Source organism: Streptomyces sp. NPDC037288 (genome assembly GCF_055603265.1).
The window spans coordinates 143,028-169,261 of the sequence record NZ_JBVJVY010000010.1; the positions used below are offsets into that span (position 1 = coordinate 143,028).

Sequence of the window (26,234 nt, forward strand, 5' to 3'; positions counted from 1 at the left end):
CCGGCCTCAACTCTCCTTCTGCTTGAGGACCTCGGCGAGGCTCGGCGCCTCCCGGTCCCGCTGGGACATCGAGGTGACCGGCAGCGGCCAGGGAATGGCGAGCTCCGGGTCGTCGAAGGCGATCGTCACGTCCTCGGCCGGATCGTGCGGGCGGTCGATCCGGTACGAGGTGTCGGCGGTTTCGGTCAGTGCCTGGAAGCCGTGCGCGCACCCCGCCGGGATGTACAGGGTCGCCTGCGTCTCGCCGGACAGCTCGAAGAAGGCCCGGCCCAGGTAGGTCGGCGAGTCCGTGCGCAGGTCCACGACGACGTCGAAGACCCTCCCGTACGAGCACCGCACCAGTTTGGCCTCGCCGGCGCCGGAGCGCAGGTGCAGGCCGCGCAGCACGCCCCGGACGGAGCGGGACAGGCTGTCCTGGACGAAGGCGTCCGGATCGAGGCCCACCGAGCGGACCACGTCGGCGTCGAAGGTGCGGCAGAAGAAGCCGCGTTCGTCGGCGTACGGCGTCGGCTCGAACAGGTACGCGCCGGCGATCTCCGGGACTTCGGTCGCTTTCATGGAGCCTTCCGCAGGGTGTGGTGGTCGGCCGCCGGGAACAGGGCCGCGGTCAAGGCGGCGAACTGGTCGGCGAGTTGCTGTGCGGCGGCCAGGTTCCGCTCGGTGAGGACCTGCCGCAGCTGAGCCGATCGCTTCTCCAGCGTCCGGAACTGTTCGAGCAGCCGGTCGGCGTCGACCTCGCGCGCCGGGTGGCAGTACGCGCCGAGCCCCATCCGGTCCATGAGCGCGTCGCTCTTGGCCGCATAGCTGAGGGCGAGCACCGGGGTGCCGGTCTTCAGCGCGCAGATCAGATTGTGGTAACGGACCGCGACCACGGTGTCGGCCGCCGCCATCTCCTTCATCAGGTCGGCCAGTGAGGCCGGCTCGGCGGCGGTGACCAGCGGTGAGTCCACCGCGTCGAGGATCGCGTCGACCACCGGCGCATCGCATTGGTCGCCGGTGAGCAGCCGGACCGGCCTGCCCTCCTCGACCAGCGCGCGGACGAACAGGATCGTCCCGTCGAGGTAGCGCCGGTGGATCTCCTCGGCCCGGGCACGGTCGTCGTTGCCGCCGTGGAAGTCCATGACGCCGACGCAGACCGTGCCCGGCGAGCCCGAGGGCGCGCTCGACTGCGGCGTCGGCAGGGAGAACGCGAGGTCCGGGTAGACCTCGTCGCGCGCGGTGTCCACCCCCATCGCCCGCATCGCGTCACGGGACTGGGCGTCCCGGTACGACCGGTACCTGGCCAGTCGCGCCGACCAGCGCACCAGCGCCCGGGTGGGCCGGTTGCGGATCTCGGCGGCGCCGACGCTGACCAGCGCGACCCGGGTGCCGAGCAGCCGGCCGCTCGCGCAGAGCAGGAAGAGGGAGTACGGGAAGCCCCACGGCCGCAGCGGCAGCGTGGCCTCCAGGACGCCCATGCCGGGCACGATCACCACGTCGTGCCGGCGCACCCAGGCGGCGGTGCGGAAGACGTCGACGAGTTTGCCCAGGCCCTTCGACGCGATCGCGCCCGCGCGTGACGCGGTCCGGTACTCCGCGCGGTTCCAGTGCAGCCGCGTGGCGGGGATCCCGAACCGGGTCGTCACGGCCTCGGGTCCGCCGCACAGGGCGTCCACGGCCGCGTCCGGGTGCTCGGTGCGCAGGTATCCGAGGACGGCCTCCAGCGAGCCGTCGTTGCCGAGGTTGCCGGAGCCGAGCAGGCCGAACAACCCCACGCGTGGTGCCGTCTTCATGCCCGCCGCCCCTCGCGGCCCGCGACGAGGGCGTCGACGGAGACGGTGAGCGCGGCCGGGTCGACCGGGGCGCGGTCCTCGACCCGCTCGCCGGCGCCCGGCCGTACCCTGCTGGTCAGCCAGGCGGCCATGTGGCGGTAGCAGGCGCGCCGGTCGGCCGGGGACAACGGCGCCCGCCGGACTGCCGCGGCGAAGCCCCAGACGTACTCGGCGAGCAGCCGGGGCGTCGGGTGCAGCGGGCCTGCCCGGCGCGGGTCGAGGTTGACGCACCGGGCGCGCTTGGACGGGTTCGCCCGCTCGGCGCGGGTGGGGTGGTCGCGGCGGAAGTACAGCAGCTCCGGCACCTGGTGGAAGCGCCCGTGCAGGGTGATCTCGGCGACGAACGTGCGGTCCGCGTGGTGGTAGCTGTCGAGCGGCTTCACCCGGCGCAGCATGTCGGCCCGCATCACCCCGTAGAAGTCGTCACCGCCCGGCTCGAACAGCAGGCTGCGGAAGCGCTCAGGCGCGTGCGGCGAGCCGGTGGCGAGCGTGTACTCGTACGGCACCTTCAGCTGGCCGTCGCCGTCGATGACCGCCTGGTCGGCGTGGGCGAGGATCACGTCGGGCCGCTCGTCCAGCGCCTCCACACAGCGCCGCAGCAGATCGCGGGCGTAAAGGTCGTCGTGCGAGGCCCACTTGAACAGCTCGCCGCGGCACTGGGTGAAGACGTAGTTGTGGTTCGGCGTGGCGCCGACGTTCCGGAGCAGCCGGATGTACCGGATGCGCGAGTCCTGCGCGGCGTATTTGCGGCAGATGTCCTCGGTCCCGTCGGTCGAGGCGTTGTCGGAGATGACCAGCTCGAAGTCCTCGTAGGTCTGCCCGAGCAGGGCGTCGAGCGACTCGGCGAGGTACTCCTCGCCGTTGTACACGGGCAGGCCGATGCTCAGCCTGGGGTGGGCGGTCATGAGGTCCTCACTTCGGGAACGGAGTTGTGGTGGCGCTCGCGCAGGGCCGACCGCAGTTGCAGCCACCACACGGCCGAGCCACTGACGGTCGCGGCGGCGACACCCCAGGCCGAGCCGACCGTGCCGGCCACGGCCGCACCGCCGAGCCCGCCGCCGACGTAGCAGGCGGAGGCGAACAGCTGGCAGCGCAGGCTGCGCCGGGCCGCGCCGAGCGCGCGCAGCCCGGCCGCCGCGCCGGTGCCGAGGCCGGCGCCCGCGACGCTGAAGGTGATCGCCGCGATGAGCTGCGAGGAGGAGTGCCAGACGTCGCCGAGCACGAGTTCGCCGAGCGGGTCCGGCATCAGCAGCAGGGCCCCGCCCCACAGGAGCGCGGCGGTGGCCTGCCCGCCGCCCAGCCGGAGGCAGAACGGGCCGAGGCGGTGCGGGGCCTGCCGCAGCACGCGTGCCGCCTCCGGGACGGTGACCAGCGACAGGCCCATCAGCACGGCGAGGAACGGGCCCATCAGAAGCTCGGCGCCCCGCACCGCACCCACAGCGCCGACCCCGACGATCGCGCCGAGCCCGTACGCCCGCAGCTGGCTCGCGCCGCTGAGGCTGACGTTCTCGACCAGGTACCGGTAGCCGAGATCGCGCTGTTCGCGAAGCCAGCCGCGCGCCTCGGCCATCCGGGGCCGGATGCCGGACTGGAGGCAGCCGTACGCGGCGGCCACGGTGGCGGACGCGCCCCAGGCGAGCACAAAGGCGGCCACGCTGCCCACCTGGGCCGCGACGACCATGGCCGGGACGAGCGCGACACCCCATACGACGTCGTTGACGAACGCCTTACGCCCGTTGCCCGCGGCGAAGAACCCGAACCGCCAGGCATCCTGCAGCAGCAGGCCCGGCATCATGACGCCGAGGCAGGCGAACGCGGGCCCCAGCCGACCGCCGAGACCGAGCCCGGCCGCCAGACACAGGGCACCTATGGCGGTGCCGACGCCGAGGGCGGTACCCGTCGAACGGGCCACCGCCCCGCGCCAGGACGCGTCCGGCACACCGCTGAAGCGCACCACGAGCGGGTCGGTGGCCAGGCCGCGGGAGATGTTGAGCACCACGCCGTAGGTCACCCAGGCGAGGCTGAACACGCCGAACGCGGTCACCCCCAGCGAGCGGGCCACGTAGATGCCCACCGCGAAGTTGGACATGCTGGAGGCCGCCTGGTCGGCCAGCCCCCAGGACAGCCGGCCGACGAGGGCCCGCTTGGCGGATCCGGCCGGTCTGGTCGTCTTCTCCTCCTCGGTGGTCATCGGCGTCATGCCTTGATCAGCCCGGCGCCGCGCAGGGCGTCGGCTGCGGCGGCGACGGTGTCGAACGGCAGCCCGGACCGCTCGGCGACGTCCAGCAGACTGTGCTCGCCGTCGGAGAGGTTGAGCACCCAGAGCATGGCCATCTGGGCCTGCTTGGTGTCGCTGCGGCCGCCGAGCGCGTCGTACAACCCGCGCCGGCCCAGCTGTGGTTCGCCGTAGGGGCTGAGGTTGAGGTAGCTCCGGTTGCGGTCGAGCAGGGCGAACGCCTCGCGGCAGACGGCAAGGGTGTCCGCCATCGCCTCCGGGGAGACGAAGTCCAGGTTGTCCGCCGAGGTGTGGTACTCGGGGTAACCGGCGTACGGGGTCCGGGTGAGCGAGCCCACGCCGAGGTTGAACCCGGGCGAGCAGTACTGCCGCTCGTCGTAGCCGTACGGAGTGAACTCGTTGACCTGGTGCGGGCGTTCGGACGCGGCCAGTACGTGCCGCATCACCCGGTCGATCTCCGCGTCGCCGCGCCTGCTCTGCTTGTACGTCAGCTGGCCCCGGTCCCCGGCACAGGCCAGCACGAGTCCGTGCTTGACCCGTTCCACCCGCTCCGCGTTGCGGGCCAGCCAGGTGATCGCCCCGATGGTGCCGGGCGCGAAGATGAACCGGTAGGTGTAGTACGGCGTTTCCTCCGCCAGCGCCCGGGCCAGGAACGTCGCCACCGCGATGCCGGCCAGGTTGTCGTTGGCGAGCGACGGGTGGCAGACGTGGCAGGAGACGATCACCTCGTCGGGGACCTGTCCCGGGACCACGTGCTCGGCGTAGGTGAGGTGTCCGTCGGCGAGTGTGGAGTCGATGCGCACCTCGTACTCGCCGTCCGGCATTGCGTCCAGGGTCTCCTGGGCCAGGCAGAACCCCCACTCCGGTTTGTAGTAACTCGTGCGGTACGGAACCCAGTTCGGGTGTTCCGGCAGGGTGTGCAGGTGTCCGCGCAGCTCGGCCAGCGGCATGGTCGCCGACACCGGCACGCTGTAGCCGAGCACGTGCAGACTGGACGCGGCGAAGTCGACGAGCCGGTTCCCGGCGCTGTCGGCGATGTACGCGTCGCGGATGTTCCACTCCTGCGGCACCGTCCAGTCGAGCACCTGCGTCCCGGTCGGCACCTCGTGCACCTGCAGCGGGACGTACTCGCCGACGATCTCCAGGGTGGCGCGCACACCGTCACCGGTGATGCTCCGGCACAGCGGGTACATCCGCTCCACCAGGGCGTGCATCTCTTCGCCGGGATGGGTCATCGGCGCCACCGCAGGGTGTCGTCGACGGTGCCGGCGTCGGAGGCCGCGCGCAGCACGGCGAGGCGGGTGAAGCGCTGGTCGAAGTCCTCCTTGGTCAGCCCGAACTTCCGGTAGGCGCCAGCGAGTTCGAGTGCGCCGCGCTTGACCGTCCACTCGATGTCGAAGCCGGGGATGGCGGCGCGGAACCGGGAGAAGTCCACCCGGTAGGAGCGCGGGTCGGCCCCGTTCTCCCCGGTGATCCTCACCTTGGAGCCGGGCACCGCCTCGGCGACCTGCTCGGCGATCTCGGCGACCGTGACGTTGTTGGTCTCGCTGCCGATGTTGAACGCGCGGTCGTGCACCGCCTCGCGCGGCGCCGTCAGCGCGGCCGTGAAGGCCCGCGCGATGTCGGCGGCGTGCACCAGCGGGCGCCAGGGGGTGCCGTCGGAGAGCACCAGCACCTCGCCGGACAGGAGCGCGTGGCCCACCAGGTTGTTCAGCACGATGTCGGCGCGCAGCCGGGGTGAGTAGCCGAAGGCGGTGGCGTTGCGCATGAACACCGGGGTGAAGTCGTCGTCGGCCAGCGCGTGCAGGTCGTCCTCCACCCGCACCTTGGACTCCGCGTACGGCGTCACCGGGCGCAGCGGGGCGTCCTCGGTCACCAGGTCGTCGCCGCCCGCGGCGCCGTACACCGAGCAGGTCGACGCGTACAGGAAGCGCCGTACTCCGGTGTCGCGGGCCAGTCGGGCGAGCCGCACGGACGCGTGGTGGTTGATGTCGTAGGTGAGCTCCGGCGCCAGCGATCCCAGCGGGTCGTTGGACAGCGCGGCCAGGTGGATCACGGCGTCCACCCCGGCGACGTGTTCGGCCGTGACGTCGCGCAGGTCCACCCGGTGCCCCTGCGGGTCCGCGGGCGCCGGGCCGAGGACGCAGCCGGCGAACAGGCCGGCGTCAAGGCCGACGACCTCGTGCCCGGCGGCCGTGAGGACCGGGGCCATCACGGTGCCCAGATAGCCCTGGTGTCCGGTCAGTAGTACGCGCAAGGTTCAATCTCCCAGACTGAGCGTGAGTTTGGTGACGGCGAACGCCTCGGCGTAGCGCGCGTGGCATTCGATGCCGCGGATCCGGGCAAGGCCGAGGAAGGCCTCCCGGTCGTACCAGGGCCGGTGGCGCTGCGAGGGGTAGTGCTCCTGCAGCAGCCGCACCTTTTCTTCGGCGATCTCCGGCGACAGCGGCTGGTACGCGGCCATCCGGCCGAGATCACCGTCCCACTTGACGATCTCGTAGCCGAGGACCAGGTGGTCGCGGAACGCGGTGGGTATCAGCTGCGCCAGGCCGCGGTGGTCCTGGTGGGCGTCGTCGGTGCGCGGGGCCAGGATCAGATCCGGGTCGGTCTGCGCGCGCAGTTCCTCGACCGCGGCCTTGGCCTCGTCCCAGTGCACGGGCAGCCGGCCGTCCGGCAGCTTGTGCACGGTGAGCCGCAGGTCGGCCCCCGGGCAGAAGGCGGCGAGCGCGGCCTGCTCCTCCTGCTCGCGCTCGCTGCCGCCGCCGGAGAGGACCAGCGCGTCGACGCGGAGGCCCGGCCGTGCGTGACACAGCGTCAGCAGTGTGCCGCCGGCGCCGATGGCGATGTCGTCGCAGTGCGCGCCCACTGCGACGATCCGGTCCGGGCGCCCGGCGCCGAGGCGGATCACGCGCTCACCCCGGCGTTGTCCCGTTCCCACACGGCCCACGGACGGTCGCCCCGGGTGTAGGACTCGTCGAGCGCGGCCCGTTCCTTCACGGTGTCGGTCGGCTTCCAGAAGCCGCGGTGCTGATGTGCCACCAGCCGCCCGTGCTTGGCCAGTTGGGCGCATCCGTCGGCGACCAGGTCCCCGTTCTCCGGGATGTGGTCGAAGACCTCCTGGCGGAGCACGAAGTAGCCGCCGTTCTCCCACAGCGGCATGTCGCTCACCGCGGTGATGCCCCCCACCAGGCCGTCCTCGCCCAGGTCCACGCAGTGGAACGAGGACTGGGGCGGCACCACCATCATCGACGCACCCGCGTCGCGCCGGGCGAAGTTCTCGATCATCTCCGGCAGCGGGGCGTCGGTGAGGACGTCGGCGTAGTTGGCGAGGAACATCTCGTCGCCGTCCAGGTGGTGCCGCACCCGGCGCAGCCGCTCCCCGATCGGCGACTCGATGCCGGTCTGCGCGAACGTGATCGTCCAGGAGGCGATGTCGGTGGACAGCAGCTCGGTCCGCCCGCCCCGCAGCACGAAGTCGTTGGACGTCGTCTCCTCGTAGTTGAGGAAGAAGTCCTTGATGTGGTGGGCCCCGTACCCGAGACACAGGACGAACTCCGTGTGCCCGAAGTGCGCGTAGTAGCGCATGACATGCCAGATCAGCGGCCTCGGGCCGACCATCGCCATCGGCTTGGGCACGTCGTCGGAGGTTCCGTTGCGCATGCGCATCCCGTAACCGCCGCAGAACAGGACGACCTTCATGCTGTGACCTTTCGAGACGCGACCTCGACGATGCTCAGTTCCGGGATGGGGAAGACCAGCCGACCGCCCCACTCGTGCACGAAGGACAGCTGCTTGACCAGCTCGGCCCGCAGGTTCCACGGGAGGACGAGGACGTAGTCCGGTTTGTCGGTGGCGATCTGCTCGGGCGGCAGGATCGGGATGCGGGTGCCCGGGGTGAACCTGCCGTGCTTGTAGGGGTTGCGGTCGACCGTGTACGGGAGCAGGTCGGGCCGGATCCCGCAGTGGTTGAGCAGGGTGTTGCCCTTGCCCGGGGCGCCGTAGCCGACGACCGTCTCGCCGCGCTCGGCCGCCTCGATGAGGAACTTGAGCAGGTCCCGGCGCACCTTGGCCACCCGGGCGGAGAACTCGGTGTAGCCGGACAGCTCCTGCAGGCCGGCGGCCTTCTCCCGGGCCAGCACGTCAGCCACCCGCTGCGTCGGCTCGCCGGCCGCCTCGGCCGGCCGGGCCCACAGCCGGATGGAGCCGCCGTGCGTGGGCAGCAACTCGACGTCCACGAGCGTGAGTCCGCCACTCGCCAGGGCCTGGATCGCGGAGGCGACCGTGTAGTACTGGAAGTGCTCGTGGTAGATCGTGTCGTACTGGTTCTCCTCGATCAGGGTCAGCAGGTGCTGCACCTCGATGGAGACCCAGCCGTCGTCGGCGACCAGGGCGCGCAGCCCTTGGGTGAACCCGACCACGTCGGGGATGTGCGCGTACACGTTGTTGGCCACGACCAGGTCCGCCGGGCCGTGCTCTTCACGGACGGCCGAGCCGGTGTCCGGGCTCAGGAACTCCGTGAGCGTGGGCACCCCTGCCTCCCGGGCCGCCGCGCCGACGTTCACCGACGGCTCGATGCCCAGGCAGCGGATCCCCCGGTCCACCACGTGGCTGAGCAGGTACCCGTCGTTGCTCGCGACCTCGACGACGAAGGCGTCGGTGCCGAGTCCCACTCGTTGTACGGCGTCGGCGACGAACGTACGGGCGTGCTCCACCCAGGAGGTCGAGTAGGAGGAGAAGTACGCGTACTCGCTGAACGTCTCCTCCGGCGTGATCAGCGGCGGGATCTGCGCCAGCCAGCAGTCGGTGCAGACCCGCAGGTGCAGCGGGTACGCCGGCTCCGGCCGGTCCAGTTGGTCCGCGGCGAGAAAGCTCTCACACGGTGGCGTCGCCCCGAGGTCGACGACGCTCGCCATCGCCTCCGAGCCGCACAGTCGGCATCGTGTCATCTACCGTCCCCATCCCCCCTGCTCGCGCGGGTGTCCCCACCGCGAGCCAGTGCTGACCGACCCGCGATCGCGGTGCGGTACTCCTCCACCAGGCGGTCAAGGCCGACCGCCGGGCTGAAACCCTGTTCGTAACGGAGCCGGGCCGCCCGGCCCATCTCCCGGTTGCGGGCCGGCTCGGCCGCGATCCGGCGTATGCGGGACGCGAGCGAGGCTGCCTCGCCCGGCCGGTGCAGCAGCCCGGTCACGCCGTCCTCGACGAGTTCGACGAAGGCGCCGTGACCGGCGGCGACGACCGGGACCCCGGCCGCCATCGCCTCCACGACCACCAGGCCGAACGCCTCCAGCCACGTCGAGGGAGCCACCACGGTGACCGATTGCGCGATGGCCTTCTGGCACTCCGCCGTGTCCAACAGGCCGACGTAGCGCACGTCGTCCCGGCCCGCCGCCCAGGCGGTCACCTCCGGCTCCAGTGGCCCCGTGCCGGCGATCACGAGCGGCACCCCCACACCGCCTTCGGCGGCGATCTCGTCCCAGGCGGCCATGAGCAGCCGTACGCCCTTGGCCTCCGCGAGCCGGCCGAGGTAGAGCAGATGCTCCCCGTCGCCCTCTCGGCGGTCGTCCGGGTCGGGTACGAAGTTGTGCTTCACCGCCAGCCGCTCGGCCGGCATGCCGGCCCGCACCAGGGTGTCGCGCTGCGCCGCGGAGATGCAGAAGAACCGCTCCACGCCGGACCACCAGCGCCGCCGGTTGGCCGACAGGCTGATCGCGAGCGGCACTGTGGCAAGGCGGGAGTTGCGGTAGCAGCCGTGCCGGACGGCGGGCAGCGGTACCGACGATCCGACGCACTCGGTGCACGGCCGGCCGTCCCGCTGCAGCGTGCCGGGAGGGCACACCTGGGTGTAGTTGTGCAGCGTGGCGACGGCGGGCACGCCGGCGTCGGCGCAGGCGGCGAGGACCGCGGGTGACAGGAGCGGGAAGACGTTGTGGACGTGCACCACGTCCGGCTTCTCGGTGCGCAGCCGGGTGGCGAGTTCGGTGCGGACCGCCGGGTTCCACGGCACGAGCAGCGGCACCGCGGCCTTGCCGAGGAGGGACCGGGCGGCGATGTCGTCGCTGCGCCGCTCGAACACCTCGACCCGGTGGCCGGCCCCGCGCAGCAGCTCCACCTCCTGGTCGACGACCTTGTTCTCCCCGCTCGGCTGCGCCGAGGCGTACCGGTTGTGCACCACGAGGACATGCATGCTCACCCCACCTCCGATCTCCGGGCCCATCGCGGGATGCGCCGTCCAGGGACTTCGAGCGTCGAGACGGGAGCGGCCGGGGCAGGTACCGCAAGGAGCGAGGCGGCCAGGGCCAGATGCAGCAGATACGGCGAGGCGTCGCCGAGACCGGCCTCGGTGTACGACGCGATCGCGCAGTAGCTGATCAGGAAGATCGCGCAGGCCCTCTGCAGCGACGGTGGCCGCAGCAACGCGACGCCGCCCAGCACGATGACGACCGCCGCGACGAGGGCGACGCCGACCAGACCCTGCTCGTTGTAGACGGCCAGCCAGCTGTTGTCGATCGGCAGCCCGCCGAACGACTTGTCGCCCAGGCCCACGCCGAACACCTGCTGCGAGGTCGACCGGGGCGCGGCCAGCAGGGCGTCCCAGACCTTGGCCCGACCGGTGAGGTTGGAGAAGTTCTCCTTGCTCTGTCCGCGCAGGAACCACGCCTGCAGCGCGGAGGCGAACCCCACCGCGGCCACCACGGCGCACAGTACCGTCCAGGTGAAGAACCGGCGGGCGGCGGCGCTGGTCAGGACGAGCGAGCCGATCGCCACCGCCAGCCCGATGAACAGGCCGAGCGTGGCGGTCCGGGTATGGGTCAGCGCGAGCAGCACGAATGACGGCACGATGACCACCACCGCGCTGGTCCTGTCGGTCCGGCCGCCCAGTACGAGCAGCACGGTGAGCCCGATGATCACCGCGGCGTACTGTCCGATCTGCGGCGGGGTGAGCGGCCACAACGCGCCGACCAGCCGCCCGCCGTAGAGATCGGGCAGAGCCGCGCCCGGTGAGACGACCAGGCCGGCGGCCACCGACCCGAGGACCGCGAAGTACATCCGGATGTGGTGCCGGACGAACGTCAGGCCGCCGTCCCACCAGCGGCTCAGCAGCCACAGCGTGCCGACGAAGAGAGCCAGCCGGAAGCAGCGGAACAGCGCGCCGAACCCGGACTCCAGGTTCGCGCTGGAGATCACGCTCGCCACCAGCAGCAGGGTGAGCAGGAACACGTAGGCGCTGGCCCGGATGCGCAGCCGGAGATTGATCACGAGTGCCAGCGCGAACGCGGTGACCAGCGCGCCCATGGTGACCATCTGGATGAGGGAGCGGGGCAGCGGGACGATGGTCTTCGCCCCGGCGGAGCCGAGCGTGTTGAGGACCAGCAGCCCCCAGACCGTCCCGACGATCTTCGGCGTGTGGTCGGTGTCCATCTCAACCACCGTCCCCTGCGCGGAAGGTGCTGCCCGCGTCCTGCTGGTACGGCGTGCCCTGCCACTGCCCGGAGTCGAGTACCCGGCTCGGGTCGTAGGCGACGAATTCCCATGGTCCGACGTAGACGTTGTCGTGCCAGCGGTTGTGCTGCTTCTGTGTGATCGCCTCGGCCACCCGCTCGCCCCGGTACGGCGACCAGTTCGGATAGGTGCCGTAGTTGGCCAGCACCGCCATGCGGTCACACTCCTCCGTGCACTTGACGACGGACGTGTCCAGCTCGAAGCGGTTGCCGTGGATGTCCACCCGCTGGGTCTTCCACCGGCAGTCGGCGTACAGCGGTGCCTTGGCGATCGCCGGCTGTACACAGCGGTGGGTGTTCTTCACCAGCAGGGTGCAGTCACCGGACGAGGTGTTGGCCGGGCTGTTGCAGAACCGGTCGGCGTTCTCCCACAGGGTGATCCCGGACCAGTTGTCCTCCAGCACGTTCCGGTAGATCTCGATCTTGTCGGTGCGGGCTCGGATCCGTGGTTCTCCGCCGGACTCGGACAGGTAGACGGTCGCGTACGGGAAGTTGTCGCCGCGGTCGGCGTACCTGCGGCCCTCGACCCAGTTGTTCCGCCGGATCGTGTTGTTCCGGATGACCGCGTTGTAGCTGGTCTCGTAGATCAGCGCGGCACCGTCGTTGGCCTCGAAGAGGTTGTCCTCGATGCGGAAGTCGTTGTTGTTCGTGTCCGCCCACAACCCGGCTCCGCGGTTGTCGTGCACCCAGTTGCCGCGTATGTCGGCGCCGTTGACGGCCCAGAACTTGACGCCTCCGGTGCAGCCGCAGCCCTTTCGCCGCCGCTCCCAGTCGTCTGTGTTGTTGCCCACGATCTCGTTGCCCTCGATCACCAGGCCGCGGACGGGGTCGCCGTCCTTGTACGCGTTCATGCCGTACTGACCGTTGCCTCGCAGGCAGTTGGCGCGGACCCGCTGGCGGGCACCGGCCATCAGCCCGGCGCCGGAGTTGTGCTGGATCGTCGCGTGCTCGATCATCCACCCGTCGGCCGAGTCATGGTTGACCACGCCCTCGTTCTGCGGCGCGACGAAACCCTGCACGGTCAGGTAGCGGATGGTGACGTTGCGGGCGGTGCCGCCGAACGCGTACTGGTTGGTCTTCCGGCCGTCGAGCACCGCGCCCGGCGCGCCGATATAGGTGTCCCCGTCCTTGGGGATGACCTGGGCGTAGCGGTCCGGCTCGAGCCTGTGCTTGCCCGGTCGAAGCCAGAACGTGGTGTTCGGCGGGCTGCTCTTGGTCTTCGCAGCCAGGTCACCGGTCACCGCGGGGTCGACCGTCACCGCGCCCGCCGGAGCCTTCGCCGGCCCGGCCGCGGGCTTGGCGCACACCCGGGCCACGGACGTGGATGGCGTCCGGGCCACGGACGTGGTCGGCGCAGCGGTCGGATCCGCCCGCGCGCCCGGCACGCTCTCACAGCCGGTCGTCGTCAGCAGGGCCAGCGTCAGCGGTGCCGCCGCCCACACCCAGTGCCGCATCCTGATCCCCACGCGCCCCCCTAGCCGCGGAACCTGAGGACGGTGGTGAAGCCCTCCGTGCCGTCGGTGACGCCGGTGCCGACCAGCGTGGTGGCGGGTTCCTTGCGCCCGAAGCCGGCGGAGTACCAGCCCAGCGGCGGGTCGGCCTCACCGCGATGCGCCCGCCAGTTCAGCTGTCCGGGCAGGTGGAGCACCGCGGAGCGGTCCTCGCCGTCCCGGGTCCAGGTGAGCACTGCCCGGTTCTCCACCAGGTCCGCGGCGATCGCCGGGCCGAGGTGGAACGCCAGGCGTACGTCCCGGCGCGGGCCGCGCACCTCGTCGACCACCCGCAGCTCCTGGCTCGCGGCCGTCAGCTCGACCCGGCGGCGGTGCACGGAGCGCTGGTAACCGTCGTGCTCGGCGCACCAGCGGGCCGTCCCCCCGGAGGAGGCGCCGGACGTGTCCGCGGCCAGGACGCGGCTGCGGGCATGCCGGGTCCACAGGAACGGGCCGCCGGAGACGGACTGGTCACCGCCGTCCAGTTGCAGGGTGTTGTGGCCGAGGGTCGACCGGAAGTACTGCCGCCACTCGGGCTGCCCGTGGTAGCAGAACGTCCCCGGGTCGGCGAGCACGTCGACCCCGTCGTGCCGGACCTCCACGGACAGCGCGTCCGCGTGAGCATGCGCGGCGATGGACAGGAATCCGTGCGGACCACCGTCGCAGCGGCACCAGATCTCCTCCGGACCACGCAGGATGGTCATGCCCGCGTCGGCGAAATGCGCCGGTCGGCTTGCCGGGCGGGTCACGGCCGGTGCGGTTCCGGATTCCGAGTACGGCCGGATGAGCGCGGCCAGCAGCGGGGTGCGCACATCGGTGCCGGTCACCGCCGGCCACCAGGCGAGCCGACCGAACACGGCGTCCCCGGTGGCCAGCAGGGAGGCCCAGCGGTTTGTGCCCGCGCCGTCCACGACCAGACCGTGCCCGTCGTCCGCGTCCCCCTGGCGCGGCGGCCGTAACCGGCTGTCCACGACCGCCGCGAGAGCGTCGGTCATCCGCAGCAGCACCAGCCGGATCGACGCGGGGACCGGCCTGCCCGCGGCATCGGCCTCGGCCACCGCGGCCAGGCCGAGCTCCAGCACCAGTCCGTGATACTCGGTGGCCAGCTCGCGGTTGAGGCCGGAGCCGAAGGTGTTGCCGCGCAGATGCCGCTCCAGCGACCGCAGCGCGTCGGCTCGCCAGCGCGCCGAGGAGGGGAACCACCCGAACGCGCAGGCCGCCGCGAACTGCCCGGCGGCCTCGGCGATGACGTGGTTGTTCGCCGAAGACCCCCGGCTGGGGAAGGCGGCCAGCCAGCGCTGGTGGTGCCAGATCTGGTTCAGCGCCACCGGGTTGCCCTCGAACAGCCCGGCCGCGCCCGGCCAGCCGTCGAGCAGCCGGCGGATCCACACCCAGGACAGCAGTCGGATGCCCAGCTCGATGCCGCTGATCCAGTGCACGCCGCGCAGCGGTGGGTTGGCCGCCCACCACGACCGCAGGTGCTCGGCCACGCGCTCGGCGTACCGCTCGTTCCCGGTGATCGCGTAGGCGGCGGCGAGCACGGTGAGGTACTGGTGCCGGGACAGCTCCCAGATCTGCTTGATGTCCCCGACGGCGTCCTCGTTCCGGTACGGCACGTCGAAGGCGTAGCCCCATGGAGCCCGGCGCCCGGTCTTCGGGTCGCACCACCAGTCCGGGTCGGTCAGGTCGTCGCGGACCACCCCGAAGTACTCGGCGTGCCCGTACATCAGCCGGTCCGCCTGGGCGATGAGACGTTTCGCGGCATCCGGCGGTATGGCGGCGATCGTCCCGGCGGGCAGTACCGCGGTGAACCGGGCGCCGGTCACGCTCGGGCAGTCCGGCCGCGCCGACCGCCACCGCCGCCTGCGCACCGCGTCGCCCAGCCGGCCGCCGACCTCCCGCGGGCCCATCCGGGACAGCCGCCGCAGGTACCAGCCCGCGCTCATGGTCATCGCGCCCGCTCCAGTGTCACCGGCGCACCGCCGGCCAGACCGGCCTGCACGGCGAGGGTGGCCGCCGTGGTGGCGACCAGCGACTGGAGCGGTACCGGCATCGGCCCGCCGGTCCGCACGGCCTTGATGAACGCGGCCAGTTCGGCGTTCTGGCCCTTGTCCCGGGCCTTGGGCAGCCGTGAACTGACCCACTTCCTGCGGCCGTGGACCGAGGCACGGACGAAGTCGTCCAGCCGCAGCACCTTGCCGTCCGCGACCAGGTCCAGCGTCTCCTTGGGGAAGCCCGGCGCGCCGGTGGTGACGTAGCTGATGGTGGCGGTGGACCCGTCCGGGTAGCGCAGGACGACCTGCAGGTCCTCGTTGCCGGACGTGGCGACCGCGTACACGGAGACCGGGTCGGCATCGAGCAGCCAGCTCGTGGTGTCGATGAAGTGTCCGCCCTCGCCGGCGAACCGCGAGCCCTCGGTGCCCTGGTGGAGGTACCAGCTGCCGTGCTGCAGCCGGCCCGCGTTGACCAGGTAGCGCAGGCTCGCCGGACCCGTGCGGGCGCCGAACCGCTTCCTGGCCTCCTGCAGCAGCGGTGCGAACCGGCGGTTGAAGCCGACCTGCAGCCGGTCGTTGCCGGACTCCTCCACCGCCGCGAGTACGCCGGCCAGCTCGTCCTCGCTGAGGGCCAGGGGCTTCTCCACGAACACGGTCTTGCCGGCCAGCAGTGCCTTCCGGGTCAGTTCGGCGTGCGAGCTGTGCCGGGTGACCACGAACACCGCGTCGATGGACGTGTCGCCGAGAACGGCGTCGAGATCGGTGGTCGCCTCGGCGAAGCCGAACTTCCGCTTCGCGTTGGCCGCGGACAGCGCCGTCGTGGTGACGACCGTCGACAACTCGACGCCGTCGCGCTGTGTCAGGTGCGGCAGCAGCATCGACGTCGCGTAGTTCCCCGCGCCGACGAACGCCAGCCGTACCGGCGTCTTCGCGGCCCGGGCGGGACTCGGCTTCCCGCCCACGGTGGGCACGGCCACCGCCGGGGCCTCCGCTTCCACCCGTTGTCCGGGGTACCGGAACAGCACAGCCACGGCCTTCAGGCCGCCGTCCTTCAGGCTCCGGTACGTCTCGACGGCGTCGTCGAAGTCGGCGACGTGGGAAACCAGGGGCTCCACGTCGACGCTGCCGCGGGCGAGGAGATCGAGGAAGCACGCCAGGTTGCGGCGCTCGGTCCAGCGCACGTAGCCGATCGGGTAGTCGCGCCCCTCCAGCTCGTACTCCGGGTCGTAGCGCCCGGGGCCGTAACTGCGGGAGAACCGGACGTCGAGCTCTTTCTCGTAGTACGCGTTCCACGGCAGGTCCAGGCGGCACTTGCCGATGTCGACGACCCGGCCGCGGTCCCGGCTCAGCCGGGCGGCCAGCTCGACGGGCTGGTTGCTGCCCCCGCCGGCGGCCAGGTACACCTGGTCCACGCCGTGACCGCAGGTGAGTTCGGCGACGGCGGCTTCCACGGCCGCGGACGCCGGGTCGCCGCAGGCCGCGGCGCCCAGGCGCTCGGCGAGCTCGCAGCGCACCGGGTCCGGGTCGGCGCCGACGACGCGGACTCCCGAGGCGGCGAGAAGCTGCACCACCAGCTGCCCGATCAGGCCGAGGCCGATGACCAGCGCCACCTCGCCGAGCTGTGGCTCGCCTTGGCGGACGCCCTGCATCGCGATCGACCCGACGGTGCCGAAGGCCGCGTGCCGCGGCGCGAGGCCGTCCGGCACCGGGGTGTAGAGGTTCCTCGGCACCCAGTTCAACTCGGCGTGCAACGCGTGCTCGTTGCCGGCACAGGCCACGAGGTCGCCGACCTTCACGTCGTCGATGCCGGCGCCGACCTGCTCGACCACCCCGCACAGCGAGTAGCCCAGCGGCGTGTAGGAGTCCAGCTTGCCCATCACCTTGCGGTAGGTGGCGGGCACCCCGTTGGTGGCCACGCTCTGCACGACCTTGGCCACCTGGTCGGGCCGGGAGCGGGCCTTGCCCAGCATCGACATGCCGGCCTCGGACACCTTCATGAGCTCGGTCCCGGTGGAGATCAGCGAGTAGGCGCTGCGGACCAGCACACCGCCCGGCTTGCACCCCGGCACCGGAACGTCGAGTACCGCCAGCTCGCCGCTCTTGTAGTTCTGCACAACCTGCTTCACACGAACTCCTGTGATTCCTAAGCCGTCAACCGAGTGCTCTGGCCGGACCCGGAGGTCGCGTCGCGATACCAGTACTCGAGGGTCAGTACGTGCCACAGATGCTTGGAGAAGTCCTGCTGCCCGGCGGCGTCCTCGGCGACCATGCGCGTCAGGGCGTCGCGGCGCAGGAACCCGGAACGGACGAGCTCGCCGTCGTTGACCACCTCGCGCACCAGCGGAGCCAGGTCCCGGCTCATCCAGGCGCGCAGCGGGGCGCTGAACAGGCCCTTGGGCCGGTACACGATCTCCCGGGGCAGGATCGAGGTGGCCGCCTCCTTGAGGACGGCCTTGCCCTGCCGTCCGACGATCTTGCGATGGCCGGGCACGGCGAACGCCGCCTTGACCACCTCGACGTCCACGTACGGCACCCGCACCTCGGTCGACGCCGCCATGCTCGACCGGTCCGTGTACGTGAGGTTCAGGCCCGGCAGGAACATCCGGGCGTCGCCCAGGCACATGCGGTTGACGAAGTCGTCCAGGTCGTTGTCCTCGTAGACGTCCGCGTGTTCGGTCAGCACGTCGTCGACCGTCCCGGCCAGGTCCGGATCGACAAGGGCGAGCAGCTCGTCCCGGTCGTACATGGTGTAGCTGCGCCGGAACGCGGTCTCCTCCGGCAGATCCGCGAAGGAGAGGAACCGCTTCGCGAAGCGCACCGACCGGTACCCCCGGCGGGACGTGGCGACCGGCAGCCGGTCCACGGCCCTGGACAGGCCGCGGCGCAGGGGCCGCGGGACGCGCTGGTAGCGCAGCGCGAGCAGGTTGGCCAGGTGTTTGCGGTACCCGGCGAACAGCTCGTCGGCGCCCATCCCCGAGAGCATCACCTTGACCCCGGCCTCCCGGGCGGCCGAGCAGATCAGGAAGGTGTTGATCGCGGCGGGGTCGCCGATCGGCTCGTCCAGGTGGTACGTCATCCGCGGCAGCAGCTCGAGCACGTTCGGAGCGATCTCGATCTCATGCAGGTCGACGCCGAACCGCCGGGCCACCTGCCGGGCATAGCGCAGGTCGTCCGGCATTGCCTCGAACCTGGCGTCCTCGGCGCGGAACCCGATCGTGTACGCGGAGATCCCGGGTCGGTCGCGGGCCGCCAGCGCGGTCAGGTAGCTGGAGTCGAGGCCGCCGGAGAGGAAGGTCGCCACGGGTACGTCGGACAGCAGATGGCGTCGGGTCGACTCCTCGACGATGGCGGCCACGTCCGGCTGCTCGCCGGCCCGGGCCCGCTCCCGGCCCTCCGCGGCGACGTCCTTGAGATGCCAGAACCGGCCGCGTTCCACCCGGCCGTCGGGCCGGCACCTCAGCCAGCTCCCCGGCGGCAGCTTCTCCGCCTCGCGGAACGCGCACCGAGAGTCCGGCACCCAGTAGTACAGCAGTGAGGCCACCAGCGCCGCGTGGTCCACTTCCAGCTTGCCGCCGGTGGCGGCGGCGAGCGCCTTCAGCTCGGAGGCGAACACCAGGCCCTCGCCGCGCCGGAGCAGGAACAGCGGCTTGATGCCCAACTGGTCGCGGGCCAGGACCAGTTCACCGGTGCGTTCGTCGAAGATCCCGAACGCGAACATGCCGCGCAGCCGGGGCAGGCAGTCGGTGCCCCAGTGCCGCCAGGCCTCGAGGAGCACCTCGGTGTCCGAGGTACCGCGGAAGCGCACCCCGGCGGCTGCCAGCTCGGCACGCAGCTCGGGCGCGTTGTACAGCTCGCCGTTGTAGGTCAGGGCGAGGCCGTCCGAGACCATCGGCTGGGCGCCGGTCTCGGACAGGTCGATGACGGCCAGCCGACGGTGCCCGAGGTGCACTTCGCCGTCACCGACGGGGTGGCCGTACCGGCCCGCCCCGTCCGGACCGCGGTGGGCGAGGGTATCGGTGAGCCGGTCGGTCACGACCTTCCCGTCCGGCCATCGGTAAGTGCCTGCGATGCCACACATGTCCTACCGCGCCTCCTGGTCGTTGTCCGGGACCCGTGCGGCCCACATCGGCTGCCGCTCCGTCCGCCGCCGGCCCGTCCCCTTCTGCTGCCGGGCCGTCCGCTCGCCATGGCCCCGCAGCGCGATGTGCAGCCCGTCCCACAGCGTGCCGTCGGTCCGGTCCCGCGGATCGGGGTCGATCAGCACCACACCGATCACCGCAATGCACTGGTCCGCGAGCTGCCGCGCCACGGTGTGCAGCCATGCGGCGCTGCCGTGCCCGGCACGCACGACGAGCACGGTCTGGGTGCCGAGGTACTGGAGGTCGGTCCACGCCGTGCCGGGCGCCACCGAGCCGACGCCGAGCCGGCCCTCGTGATGCGACACGGCCGCGGCCCGCTCGCCGCTGACCACGGTCGGGTCTCCTCGCCTCGGGCGGCGGCCCGCCAGCTGCGGGCCGGGCAGACCGTCGACGACGACCACCGGCCCCTCCGCCGCCAGCGCCCTGGCGACGTCCAGGGCGATCACGCTCGTGTCGCGCGCACAGCCCAGTTCCAGCAGCGACAGCGGCTCCGCGGAGCCGCGCACGGTGCGGGCCAGGGTCCCGGTGAGCCGTTCGCGCGCCGCCCGGGTCCGCCGGCGCTGCCACAGCCTGCCCGACCGGCGGGGCAGCTCCGCGATGACCGAGGCGCCGAGGTTCGCCGCGATGTCCCGGCGCAGCACGGGGCGGTCTGCCACCACCGTACTGACCGCGGCCAGCGCGAGCCCGAGGACGAGCCCGAGGACGAGCCCGATCACCGCGTTGGTACCGGCGGCCTTGGGCAGGGAGTGCCGCACCGCGCGCGGCGCGTCCACGACCTGCGTGCCGACGATGAGCTGGGGCGTGCCGACGCGCGCCTCCTCGGCGCGCTGGGCGAAATCGGCGATCCGCGAAGTGAGATCGGCCCGGCGGGCGAAGAGCGACTCGATGCTCGCCGACGCTTTCGGGTCACTGTCCGGCGATCGGCCGCCGATCTCCTTGTTGACCTCGGCGAGCTCGTTCTGCATGCGGTCACGCTGGTCGAGCAGGGCCTTGGCCTCGGCGTCCGCGGTGTCCCGTATGCGCTTCACATGGTCCGCGACGAACGCGTCGGCCAGTGCCTTGGCCCGGGCCACCGCTTCCGCGTCGGTGTCACCTGTCACGTCGATCTGCAGCAGGTTGTTGGTCAGTCCGGTACCCCGGTAGTCCCGCATGAAGTCTTCCGGTTTTTCCGGGGACTTGAGGGACCGCAGGGCCTGTTCGGCGATGCGCGTGGTCCCCAGCAGCTGGACGTCGGTGCGGATCAGCGTTCCGGTGTCGTTCGGCTGGTCCTCCTGGTGCGCGACCAGCACCTTGGTCGTGGCGGTCGGCGGCGGTGGCAGCAGGACCGCCACCGCCGCGCCGACCAGCAGCCCCAGCAGCGCCAGGGTGCACCAGAGACGGCGGCGCCTGCGTACCGCCACCACCAGCGCCTGCAGGTCGAGGAGCGGAGCGGCGGCCGACGACTCCGGGGTCTTGCTCGTCATCACACTGAACCCCCCGTCGCGTGGCCGCGAACCGCGAGCGCCAGAGTGGCCTCATCCGGAGCACGGCCGGCGGTCCGCGTCGGGCGGGCCCGGACCGTGCCGGCGACGACGATGCCGACGACCTCATGCCCGCCGTCCGCACACGCCTCGGCGATGCCGGCGAGCTCCTCTGCGGTCCAGCCGCCCGCGCTGAGGACGACCACGGCTCCGGACTCGGTGTCGCGGTCCGGCACGATCGGCCGGTCCACCGAAACCTCCACCACCCGCAGCAGCGGATCGCTCTTGGCCTCGGCGACGAGTTCCCCGGCGGCCCGGCGGGCGATCTCGTCGCCGTCCGGTACGACGACCAGCAGCCGCCGGGGGGCCGGCAGCTGGTTCCGGAGGCGAACGCACACCCGCCGGTAGCGCAGCCGTCTGCCGGCCTCGTCGCCGGACCTGAGCGGGGTCGGTGTGTCCCACCGGGTGTCGATGCCGAGGAGCCGGCGGATCCAGGCCCGTGAGCCACCGCCCTCCGGCCGGTGCGCGCTCCGTTCACCAGGCACGTCGACGGTGCCGAGGAGCGGCGAGCCCAGCGCGGCGGCGATCTCCGGTTCGGTCCGCAGCCGGCGATTCACCCGTGCGACGGCGAGATGGCCGATGACCGCGAGCAGGAAGAACAGCAGCGCCCCGGCGACGATGAGCTGCATCCTCGTCGGCGGTGCCTCGCCGGCCGGCCGGGCCGCCGGCCCCATGACGACCATGCTGGCCCTGTTGGCCTTGCTGGTCGACGGGTCGGCCTCGTCCAGCTTCTTCATGGCCTCCTGCAGCGCGGTGCGCAGCTTCTCCAGCTCGGTACGGGCCTGCACGCTCTCCACGGTCTGCCCCGGATCCGCCGCATCGGCCAGGTCGGTGATGCGGCGGTTGGTCTCCGCCACCTTCTGTCGCAGCGCCTCGGCCCCCGTAGCCGCTTCCGGGCCGGTGCCGCCGCCTGTGATCCGCGCGGCGAAGGTGACGAATTGCTGGGCCACCTGGTCGGAGAGCCGCTGCGCGTGCTCCGGGGTGTCGGCTGTACCCGAGATCTCGATGATGTTCCCGTCGGCGGCCTTGGCGCTCACCCGGTCTCGCAGATCGGCGCCGCTGACGCCCCAGCCGAGCGCGGCGGCCGTACGGTCGACGACCGCCGAGCTGGTCGCGATGTCCACCTGTGTCAGCAGTTCGCGCTCTTCCCACTGGCCCGGCAGCAGGACCGATGCCGACGTCGTGTACCGCGGCGGAAACAGCAGCAACGAGGTGCCGTGGCCGACGAGCGCGCCCACCACGGCGAGGACGGCGAGAAGCCGCCACCGCCGACGGAGAATCCGTCCGATCGTGACCAGGCGGATCGTGTCATCACTCAATGGCGCGGCCTCTTCCCCGTACGGACCGGCCCACCTGCCGGCACCGGAGGACGGTCACGGCAGGCAGCGGCGTAGGCGGCGAGCAGCGACGCTTGTGAGTTCCGCCAGGAAAGCTGCCCGCTGATCCGCTCCTGGCCGATCTTGCCCATCCGGGCCCGCTTCTCCGGATCGTCCAGGAGCAGCGCGATGAGCTCGGCGAACTCGGCCTCGTCGTTCGCGGGCGCGTAGACGGCGGCGTCACCGGCGGAGACGCGCGCCTCCTTCAGGTCGAACGAGACGATCGGCCGGCCCATCGCCATGTACTCCAGGACCTTGTTCATGGTCGACACGTCGTTGAGCGGATTGCGCGGGTCGGGGGAGAGGCACACGTCCGCGGTGGACAGGTAGCGCACCAGGTCGGCGTCCGGAATGCGCCCGGTGAACTGCACCTGCCCGGAGAGACCGAGCCGCCCGGACAGCTCCACCATCGCGTCGAAGGCGTCCCCGGCGCCGACGAACACCGCGTGCCAGTCGGTCCGCCCGAGGTCGTCGCGCAGCTTCGCAAGGGCCCGCAAGGCGTAGTCGACGCCGTCCTGAGGGCCCATGACCCCGAGGTAGCACAACAGATGAGGCTTGCCGCGCCTCAACTGCGGCTCGGGCGGTACCGGTTGGAACCGGTCGATCGCTGGCGCGCTGCGCACCACGAAGACATCCTCCGGCCGCCGGCCGCCACGGCGTACCGCGACGTCCCGGTAGCTCTCGTTCGTGGCGAGCACGACGTCCGCGGCCCGGTAGGTCCGCCGTTCCAGCGCGCACACGGCGCGGTAGAGCAGGTCCTCGCCGCGGTCGAACCGGGAGAGGTACAGCTCGGGTACCAGGTCGTGCTGGTCGAAGACGAACCGCGCGCCGCGCCGCTTCAGCCACAGGGCCGGCAGGAACAGCAGGTCGGGCGGGTTGCAGGCGTGGACCACGTCGACCGGGCCGACCTTGCGGGCCAGCCGGACCGTGTGCCACAACGCCGATCCGTACTCCCGCAGGTAGCCGGCCGGCCCTCCGGTGGCCGCGCGTAACGGGTAGCGGTGGATCCGCACCCCGTCGATCACCGCCTCCGGCTCCGTGTCCCGCTTCTCCCCCCGGGGACAGATGACGTGCACCTCCCAGCCCGCGTCGCGCAGCGTCGTGCACTCCTGCCACACCCGCCGGTCGAAGGGCACCGACAGGTTCTCCACCAGGATCAGCGCGCGCCGGTCCGGCCCGTCGCCGCTGGTCGCGTTACCAGGCAAGGCCTATGTACCCCGGTTCGGTCCGGCGCGTCTCGGCGTCGGGAAGGCGGATGAGGTCGACGATCACCGGGCCGTCCCCATGGGGCAGCGACGACAGCACGGCCGGATCCCTGGTCCCGACCAGGCACACCTCGGCGTGCTCGAGCACCTCGTCGACGGAGTCCGCGAGCAGCTGCGCGAGGTGCGGCAGCCGGCTCTCGATGTACTCGCGGTTCGCGCCCATCAGCCGGGAGAGGCTCACGTTGGCGTCGTGGATCCGCAGGTCGTACCCCTTGCCGAAGAGCCTCTCCGCCAGCTCGACGAGCGGGCTCTCGCGGAGGTCGTCGGTGCCGGGTTTGAAGGACAGCCCGAACAGGCCCACCCGGCGCTTGCCGGTGCGCTCGACCAGGTCCACCGCGCGCTGCAGATGGTCGGAGTTGGAGGCCAGCACGTGGGAGAGGATGGGCACCGAGACGTCGGCCCGCCGCGCCGCGTGGACCAGGCTGCGCAGGTCCTTGGGCAGGCAGGAGCCACCGAAGGCGAAGCCGGGCCGCAGGTAGGCGGGGCTGATGTTCAGCTTGCGGTCGGCCAGGAACACGTCCATCACCTGGTGCGAGTCCACCCCGAGCGCCTGGCACACCGCGCCCAGCTCGTTCGCGAAGCCGATCTTGAGGCCGTGGAACGCGTTGTCCGCGTACTTGATCGCCTCGGCCGTCGGGACCGGCACCCGGAACACCTCGCCGGGCAGGCCGTCGTACAGCGCCATCACCGCATCGCCGCTTGCCGGGTCGAGCTCGCCGATGACGGTCTTGGGCGGGTCGAAGAAGTCCCGCACGCTCGTGCCCTCGCGCAGGAACTCCGGGTTGACCGCGACCCCGATGTCCACCCCGGCCGTGCCGCCGACGTACTTCTCCAGGATCGGCACCAGCACGTTCAGGCAGGTGCCCGGGAGCATGGTGCTGCGGAACACGACGGTGTGCCGCCCACCCCGCTCGGCGAGCGCGGCGCCGATCTGCTCGCTGACCCGCTCCAGGTACGTGGTGCACAGGCTGCCGTTGGGCTCCGACGGTGTGCCCACGCAGACCAGCGACACCTCGCTGCCCCTGATCGCCTCGCGGACGTCGCCGGTAGCGCGTAACGCTCCGGTCCGCACGACCTCGGCGATGAGCTCGCCGATCCGCTCCTCGACCACCGGGGCCTTGCCGTCGTTGACCAGGTCGACCTTCACCTGGTTGACGTCCACCCCGATGACCTCGTGACCCAGGCTCGCCAGGCACGCGGCCGACACGCAGCCCACGTAGCCGAGCCCGAAGACGCTGATTCTCATGACCCGTCCCTCCCCCCTAGTCAGGCCCTTACGGCCTGCGGTCCGCACGCCGGCCGTACGACGACCCCCGCGCATCAATAGGCCCCCTGCCCTTGGACCACCGCACGCAGCGTCTTCCACAAGATCACTGTGTCCAGGGCGAGCGACCAGTCCTCCACGTACCGCAGGTCCAGCCGGACCGCCTCCTCCCACGGCAGGTCACTGCGTCCGCTGATCTGCCACAGACCCGTGAGTCCGGGCTTGACCAGCAGCCGCCGCCGGATGTCCGGCCCGTACGCAGCGCACTCCTCCGGTAGCGGAGGACGCGGACCGACGAGCGACATCGATCCGGTGAGCACGTTGAAGAGCTGCGGGAGCTCGTCGATCGAGTACCGGCGCAGCACCGCTCCCACCCGGGTCACCCGCGGATCCCGGCGGAGCTTGAACAGCAGGCCGGCGCCCTCGTTGCGGTCGGCCAGTCCGGCACGTGCCCTGTCAGCCCCGGCGACCATGGTGCGGAACTTGAGAATGGTGAACTCGCGGCCGTCCTTGCCGACCCTGCGCTGGCGGTAGAACGCCCCGCCCCGGCTGTCCATCAGCACGAGCAGCCCGACGAACACCATCAGCGGCGCGAACAGCATCAGCAGAATCGCTGCGCCCATCCGGTCGACGACCCCTTTGACCGCCCGGCGGCCCCCGGTGAAGGTCGGCATGCTGACCCGCAGCAGCGGGATCCCGAGCACCGCGTCGACGTGCAGCCGCGGGCCGGCCACCTCCATCAGCACGGGGGCCACGACCATCTCGGCGTCGCTGCCTTCGAGGTTCCAGGCCAGCCGCTGCAGCCGGTCCGGTGACCAGTGCGGGTCCGGGGTGACCGCGACGACACGGTAGCCGTCGTGGCGGACGTGCTTGGCGACGTCCGCCAGCCGGCCGACGACCCGCACTCCGTCCAGTTGGTCACCGTCGAGCCCGCGACCGTCCGTCGTGCACACCGCATCGACCCGCCAGCCGATGTGCGGGAACTTGCGGGTTCGAGTGATCAGGTCGCGCACGGTGGCCGGGCTCCCGGCAGCGAGCACCGGTCTCAGACACCGTCCTTGCTTCCGCTGTTTGTGCAGCCAGAGGCGCAGCAGATACCGCGCGGTCATGGTGACGAACGCGATCGCGGGGATCGCGACGAAGATCCAGAGCTTGATGTTGCGCGAGGTGAGGGCGATCCCGCCGAGCGCCAGTACGACGGTCGCCGTGAACAGTGAGCGTCCGAGCCGGCGGAATTCCTCGGCGCCCTGGCCGAGCACGGCCGGAGCCCACGACCGGGTCACCGCAAGCGCCCCCAGCACCAGCAGCTCGGTGCAGAATGCGAGAATCCCCCACTTCTCATGCCAGTTGGCCGCGTCCCGGGCCCCGAAGAAATTGCCGATCGCCGCCACCACGAAGGCGGTGGCCACGGTATCGCCGGTGATCACAGTACGGCGGTACCGCTGCTCCCAGTCGATAGCGGGCTGGCTGATCGCCCCGTTCGCCAGACGCCCGCGCGCCGACGGAGACGGGCTGACTAATCCCCCTCGCCGCACAGAACCCCCCAGGTCCCCAGTGGCTCGACGTCTTCGCCCCACACTGTTCCTCCCCCCGGAGGGCGGCGCCCCCCGCACTGTTCCGCCCCTCGGGAGGCCCCC

20 protein-coding genes are annotated in these 26,234 nt (G+C 71.7%); all 20 read right to left on the bottom strand.

Going from position 1 to position 26,234, the window contains the following annotated elements:
* Positions 1–6: 6 nt before the first annotated feature.
* A complete protein-coding gene (gene rfbC, locus ACZ7GZ_RS15030) occupies positions 7–558 on the bottom strand; it encodes a dTDP-4-dehydrorhamnose 3,5-epimerase (RefSeq protein ID WP_471024292.1) in 552 nt (183 codons plus the stop codon).
* A complete protein-coding gene (locus ACZ7GZ_RS15035) occupies positions 555–1,772 on the bottom strand; it encodes a polysaccharide pyruvyl transferase family protein (RefSeq protein WP_471024294.1) in 1,218 nt (405 codons plus the stop codon). Before ACZ7GZ_RS15035 ends, rfbC begins: the two co-directional genes overlap by 4 nt.
* Positions 1,769–2,716, bottom strand: a complete 948-nt coding sequence (locus ACZ7GZ_RS15040; RefSeq protein ID WP_471024296.1) for a glycosyltransferase family 2 protein — start codon at positions 2,714–2,716, stop codon at positions 1,769–1,771. The genes ACZ7GZ_RS15035 and ACZ7GZ_RS15040 overlap by 4 nt, the downstream gene beginning before the upstream one ends.
* A complete protein-coding gene (locus ACZ7GZ_RS15045; RefSeq protein WP_471024298.1) occupies positions 2,713–4,011 on the bottom strand; it encodes a hypothetical protein in 1,299 nt (432 codons plus the stop codon). The genes ACZ7GZ_RS15040 and ACZ7GZ_RS15045 overlap by 4 nt, the downstream gene beginning before the upstream one ends.
* The gene (locus ACZ7GZ_RS15050) at positions 4,008–5,282 is read right to left on the bottom strand and encodes a DUF4910 domain-containing protein (protein ID WP_471024299.1); all 1,275 of its coding nucleotides are present in this window, start codon (positions 5,280–5,282) and stop codon (positions 4,008–4,010) included. The genes ACZ7GZ_RS15045 and ACZ7GZ_RS15050 overlap by 4 nt, the downstream gene beginning before the upstream one ends.
* Positions 5,279–6,304 (bottom strand): NAD-dependent epimerase/dehydratase family protein, encoded by a 1,026-nt coding sequence (locus tag ACZ7GZ_RS15055; protein ID WP_471024300.1) that lies wholly within the window; start codon positions 6,302–6,304, stop codon positions 5,279–5,281. Before ACZ7GZ_RS15055 ends, ACZ7GZ_RS15050 begins: the two co-directional genes overlap by 4 nt.
* 3 nt (positions 6,305–6,307) lie before the next feature.
* Positions 6,308–6,955: a PIG-L deacetylase family protein gene (locus ACZ7GZ_RS15060; RefSeq protein WP_471024301.1), complete on the bottom strand. Its 648-nt coding sequence runs from the start codon at positions 6,953–6,955 to the stop codon at positions 6,308–6,310.
* Positions 6,952–7,746, bottom strand: coding sequence for a sugar phosphate nucleotidyltransferase (locus tag ACZ7GZ_RS15065; protein ID WP_471024302.1), 795 nt, complete (start codon positions 7,744–7,746; stop codon positions 6,952–6,954). The genes ACZ7GZ_RS15060 and ACZ7GZ_RS15065 overlap by 4 nt, the downstream gene beginning before the upstream one ends.
* Positions 7,743–8,993, bottom strand: a complete 1,251-nt coding sequence (locus ACZ7GZ_RS15070; protein ID WP_471024303.1) for a class I SAM-dependent methyltransferase — start codon at positions 8,991–8,993, stop codon at positions 7,743–7,745. Before ACZ7GZ_RS15070 ends, ACZ7GZ_RS15065 begins: the two co-directional genes overlap by 4 nt.
* Positions 8,990–10,234, bottom strand: coding sequence for a glycosyltransferase (locus ACZ7GZ_RS15075; RefSeq protein ID WP_471024304.1), 1,245 nt, complete (start codon positions 10,232–10,234; stop codon positions 8,990–8,992). Before ACZ7GZ_RS15075 ends, ACZ7GZ_RS15070 begins: the two co-directional genes overlap by 4 nt.
* Before the next feature lie 2 nt (positions 10,235–10,236).
* Positions 10,237–11,469: an O-antigen ligase domain-containing protein gene (locus tag ACZ7GZ_RS15080; protein WP_471024305.1), complete on the bottom strand. Its 1,233-nt coding sequence runs from the start codon at positions 11,467–11,469 to the stop codon at positions 10,237–10,239.
* Between the two features lies 1 nt (position 11,470).
* The gene (locus ACZ7GZ_RS15085) at positions 11,471–13,015 is read right to left on the bottom strand and encodes a right-handed parallel beta-helix repeat-containing protein (RefSeq protein WP_471024306.1); all 1,545 of its coding nucleotides are present in this window, start codon (positions 13,013–13,015) and stop codon (positions 11,471–11,473) included.
* An 8-nt stretch (positions 13,016–13,023) separates the two neighbouring features.
* On the bottom strand, positions 13,024–14,991 hold the full coding sequence (locus ACZ7GZ_RS15090; RefSeq protein ID WP_471024308.1) for an alginate lyase family protein: 1,968 nt from the start codon (positions 14,989–14,991) through the stop codon (positions 13,024–13,026).
* On the bottom strand, positions 14,988–17,159 hold the full coding sequence (locus tag ACZ7GZ_RS15095) for a bi-domain-containing oxidoreductase (protein WP_471024309.1): 2,172 nt from the start codon (positions 17,157–17,159) through the stop codon (positions 14,988–14,990). The genes ACZ7GZ_RS15090 and ACZ7GZ_RS15095 overlap by 4 nt, the downstream gene beginning before the upstream one ends.
* Positions 17,160–17,176: 17 nt before the next feature.
* Positions 17,177–19,111, bottom strand: coding sequence for an asparagine synthase (glutamine-hydrolyzing) (gene asnB / locus ACZ7GZ_RS15100; protein ID WP_471024310.1), 1,935 nt, complete (start codon positions 19,109–19,111; stop codon positions 17,177–17,179).
* Between the two features lie 3 nt (positions 19,112–19,114).
* Complete coding sequence (locus tag ACZ7GZ_RS15105) at positions 19,115–20,635, bottom strand: Wzz/FepE/Etk N-terminal domain-containing protein (protein ID WP_471024312.1); 1,521 nt, start codon at positions 20,633–20,635, stop codon at positions 19,115–19,117.
* Positions 20,635–22,011: a Wzz/FepE/Etk N-terminal domain-containing protein gene (locus tag ACZ7GZ_RS15110; protein ID WP_471024313.1), complete on the bottom strand. Its 1,377-nt coding sequence runs from the start codon at positions 22,009–22,011 to the stop codon at positions 20,635–20,637. The genes ACZ7GZ_RS15105 and ACZ7GZ_RS15110 overlap by 1 nt, the downstream gene beginning before the upstream one ends.
* Positions 22,008–23,273 (bottom strand): glycosyltransferase family 4 protein, encoded by a 1,266-nt coding sequence (locus ACZ7GZ_RS15115; protein WP_471024314.1) that lies wholly within the window; start codon positions 23,271–23,273, stop codon positions 22,008–22,010. Before ACZ7GZ_RS15115 ends, ACZ7GZ_RS15110 begins: the two co-directional genes overlap by 4 nt.
* Positions 23,263–24,579 carry a nucleotide sugar dehydrogenase gene (locus ACZ7GZ_RS15120; RefSeq protein ID WP_471024315.1) on the bottom strand — a complete coding sequence of 439 codons (1,317 nt, stop codon included), beginning with the start codon at positions 24,577–24,579 and terminating at the stop codon, positions 23,263–23,265. The genes ACZ7GZ_RS15115 and ACZ7GZ_RS15120 overlap by 11 nt, the downstream gene beginning before the upstream one ends.
* 74 nt (positions 24,580–24,653) lie before the next feature.
* The gene (locus ACZ7GZ_RS15125) at positions 24,654–26,132 is read right to left on the bottom strand and encodes a sugar transferase (protein WP_471024317.1); all 1,479 of its coding nucleotides are present in this window, start codon (positions 26,130–26,132) and stop codon (positions 24,654–24,656) included.
* Positions 26,133–26,234 lie beyond the last annotated feature (102 nt).

Bases quoted from the DNA above. Each gene is read 5' to 3' on its own strand.
- ACZ7GZ_RS15050 (WP_471024299.1), bottom strand. From the start codon at position 5,282: ATGACCCATCCCGGCGAAGAGATGCACGCCCTGGTGGAGCGGATGTAC.
- ACZ7GZ_RS15120 (WP_471024315.1), bottom strand. From the start codon at position 24,579: ATGAGAATCAGCGTCTTCGGGCTCGGCTACGTGGGCTGCGTGTCGGCC.
- ACZ7GZ_RS15035 (WP_471024294.1), bottom strand. From the start codon at position 1,772: ATGAAGACGGCACCACGCGTGGGGTTGTTCGGCCTGCTCGGCTCCGGC.
- asnB (WP_471024310.1), bottom strand. From the start codon at position 19,111: ATGTGTGGCATCGCAGGCACTTACCGATGGCCGGACGGGAAGGTCGTG.
- ACZ7GZ_RS15040 (WP_471024296.1), bottom strand. From the start codon at position 2,716: ATGACCGCCCACCCCAGGCTGAGCATCGGCCTGCCCGTGTACAACGGC.
- ACZ7GZ_RS15065 (WP_471024302.1), bottom strand. From the start codon at position 7,746: ATGAAGGTCGTCCTGTTCTGCGGCGGTTACGGGATGCGCATGCGCAAC.
- ACZ7GZ_RS15075 (WP_471024304.1), bottom strand. From the start codon at position 10,234: ATGCATGTCCTCGTGGTGCACAACCGGTACGCCTCGGCGCAGCCGAGC.
- rfbC (WP_471024292.1), bottom strand. From the start codon at position 558: ATGAAAGCGACCGAAGTCCCGGAGATCGCCGGCGCGTACCTGTTCGAG.
- ACZ7GZ_RS15090 (WP_471024308.1), bottom strand. From the start codon at position 14,991: ATGACCATGAGCGCGGGCTGGTACCTGCGGCGGCTGTCCCGGATGGGC.
- ACZ7GZ_RS15045 (WP_471024298.1), bottom strand. From the start codon at position 4,011: ATGACGCCGATGACCACCGAGGAGGAGAAGACGACCAGACCGGCCGGA.
- ACZ7GZ_RS15080 (WP_471024305.1), bottom strand. From the start codon at position 11,469: ATGGACACCGACCACACGCCGAAGATCGTCGGGACGGTCTGGGGGCTG.
- ACZ7GZ_RS15105 (WP_471024312.1), bottom strand. From the start codon at position 20,635: ATGACGAGCAAGACCCCGGAGTCGTCGGCCGCCGCTCCGCTCCTCGAC.
- ACZ7GZ_RS15070 (WP_471024303.1), bottom strand. From the start codon at position 8,993: ATGACACGATGCCGACTGTGCGGCTCGGAGGCGATGGCGAGCGTCGTC.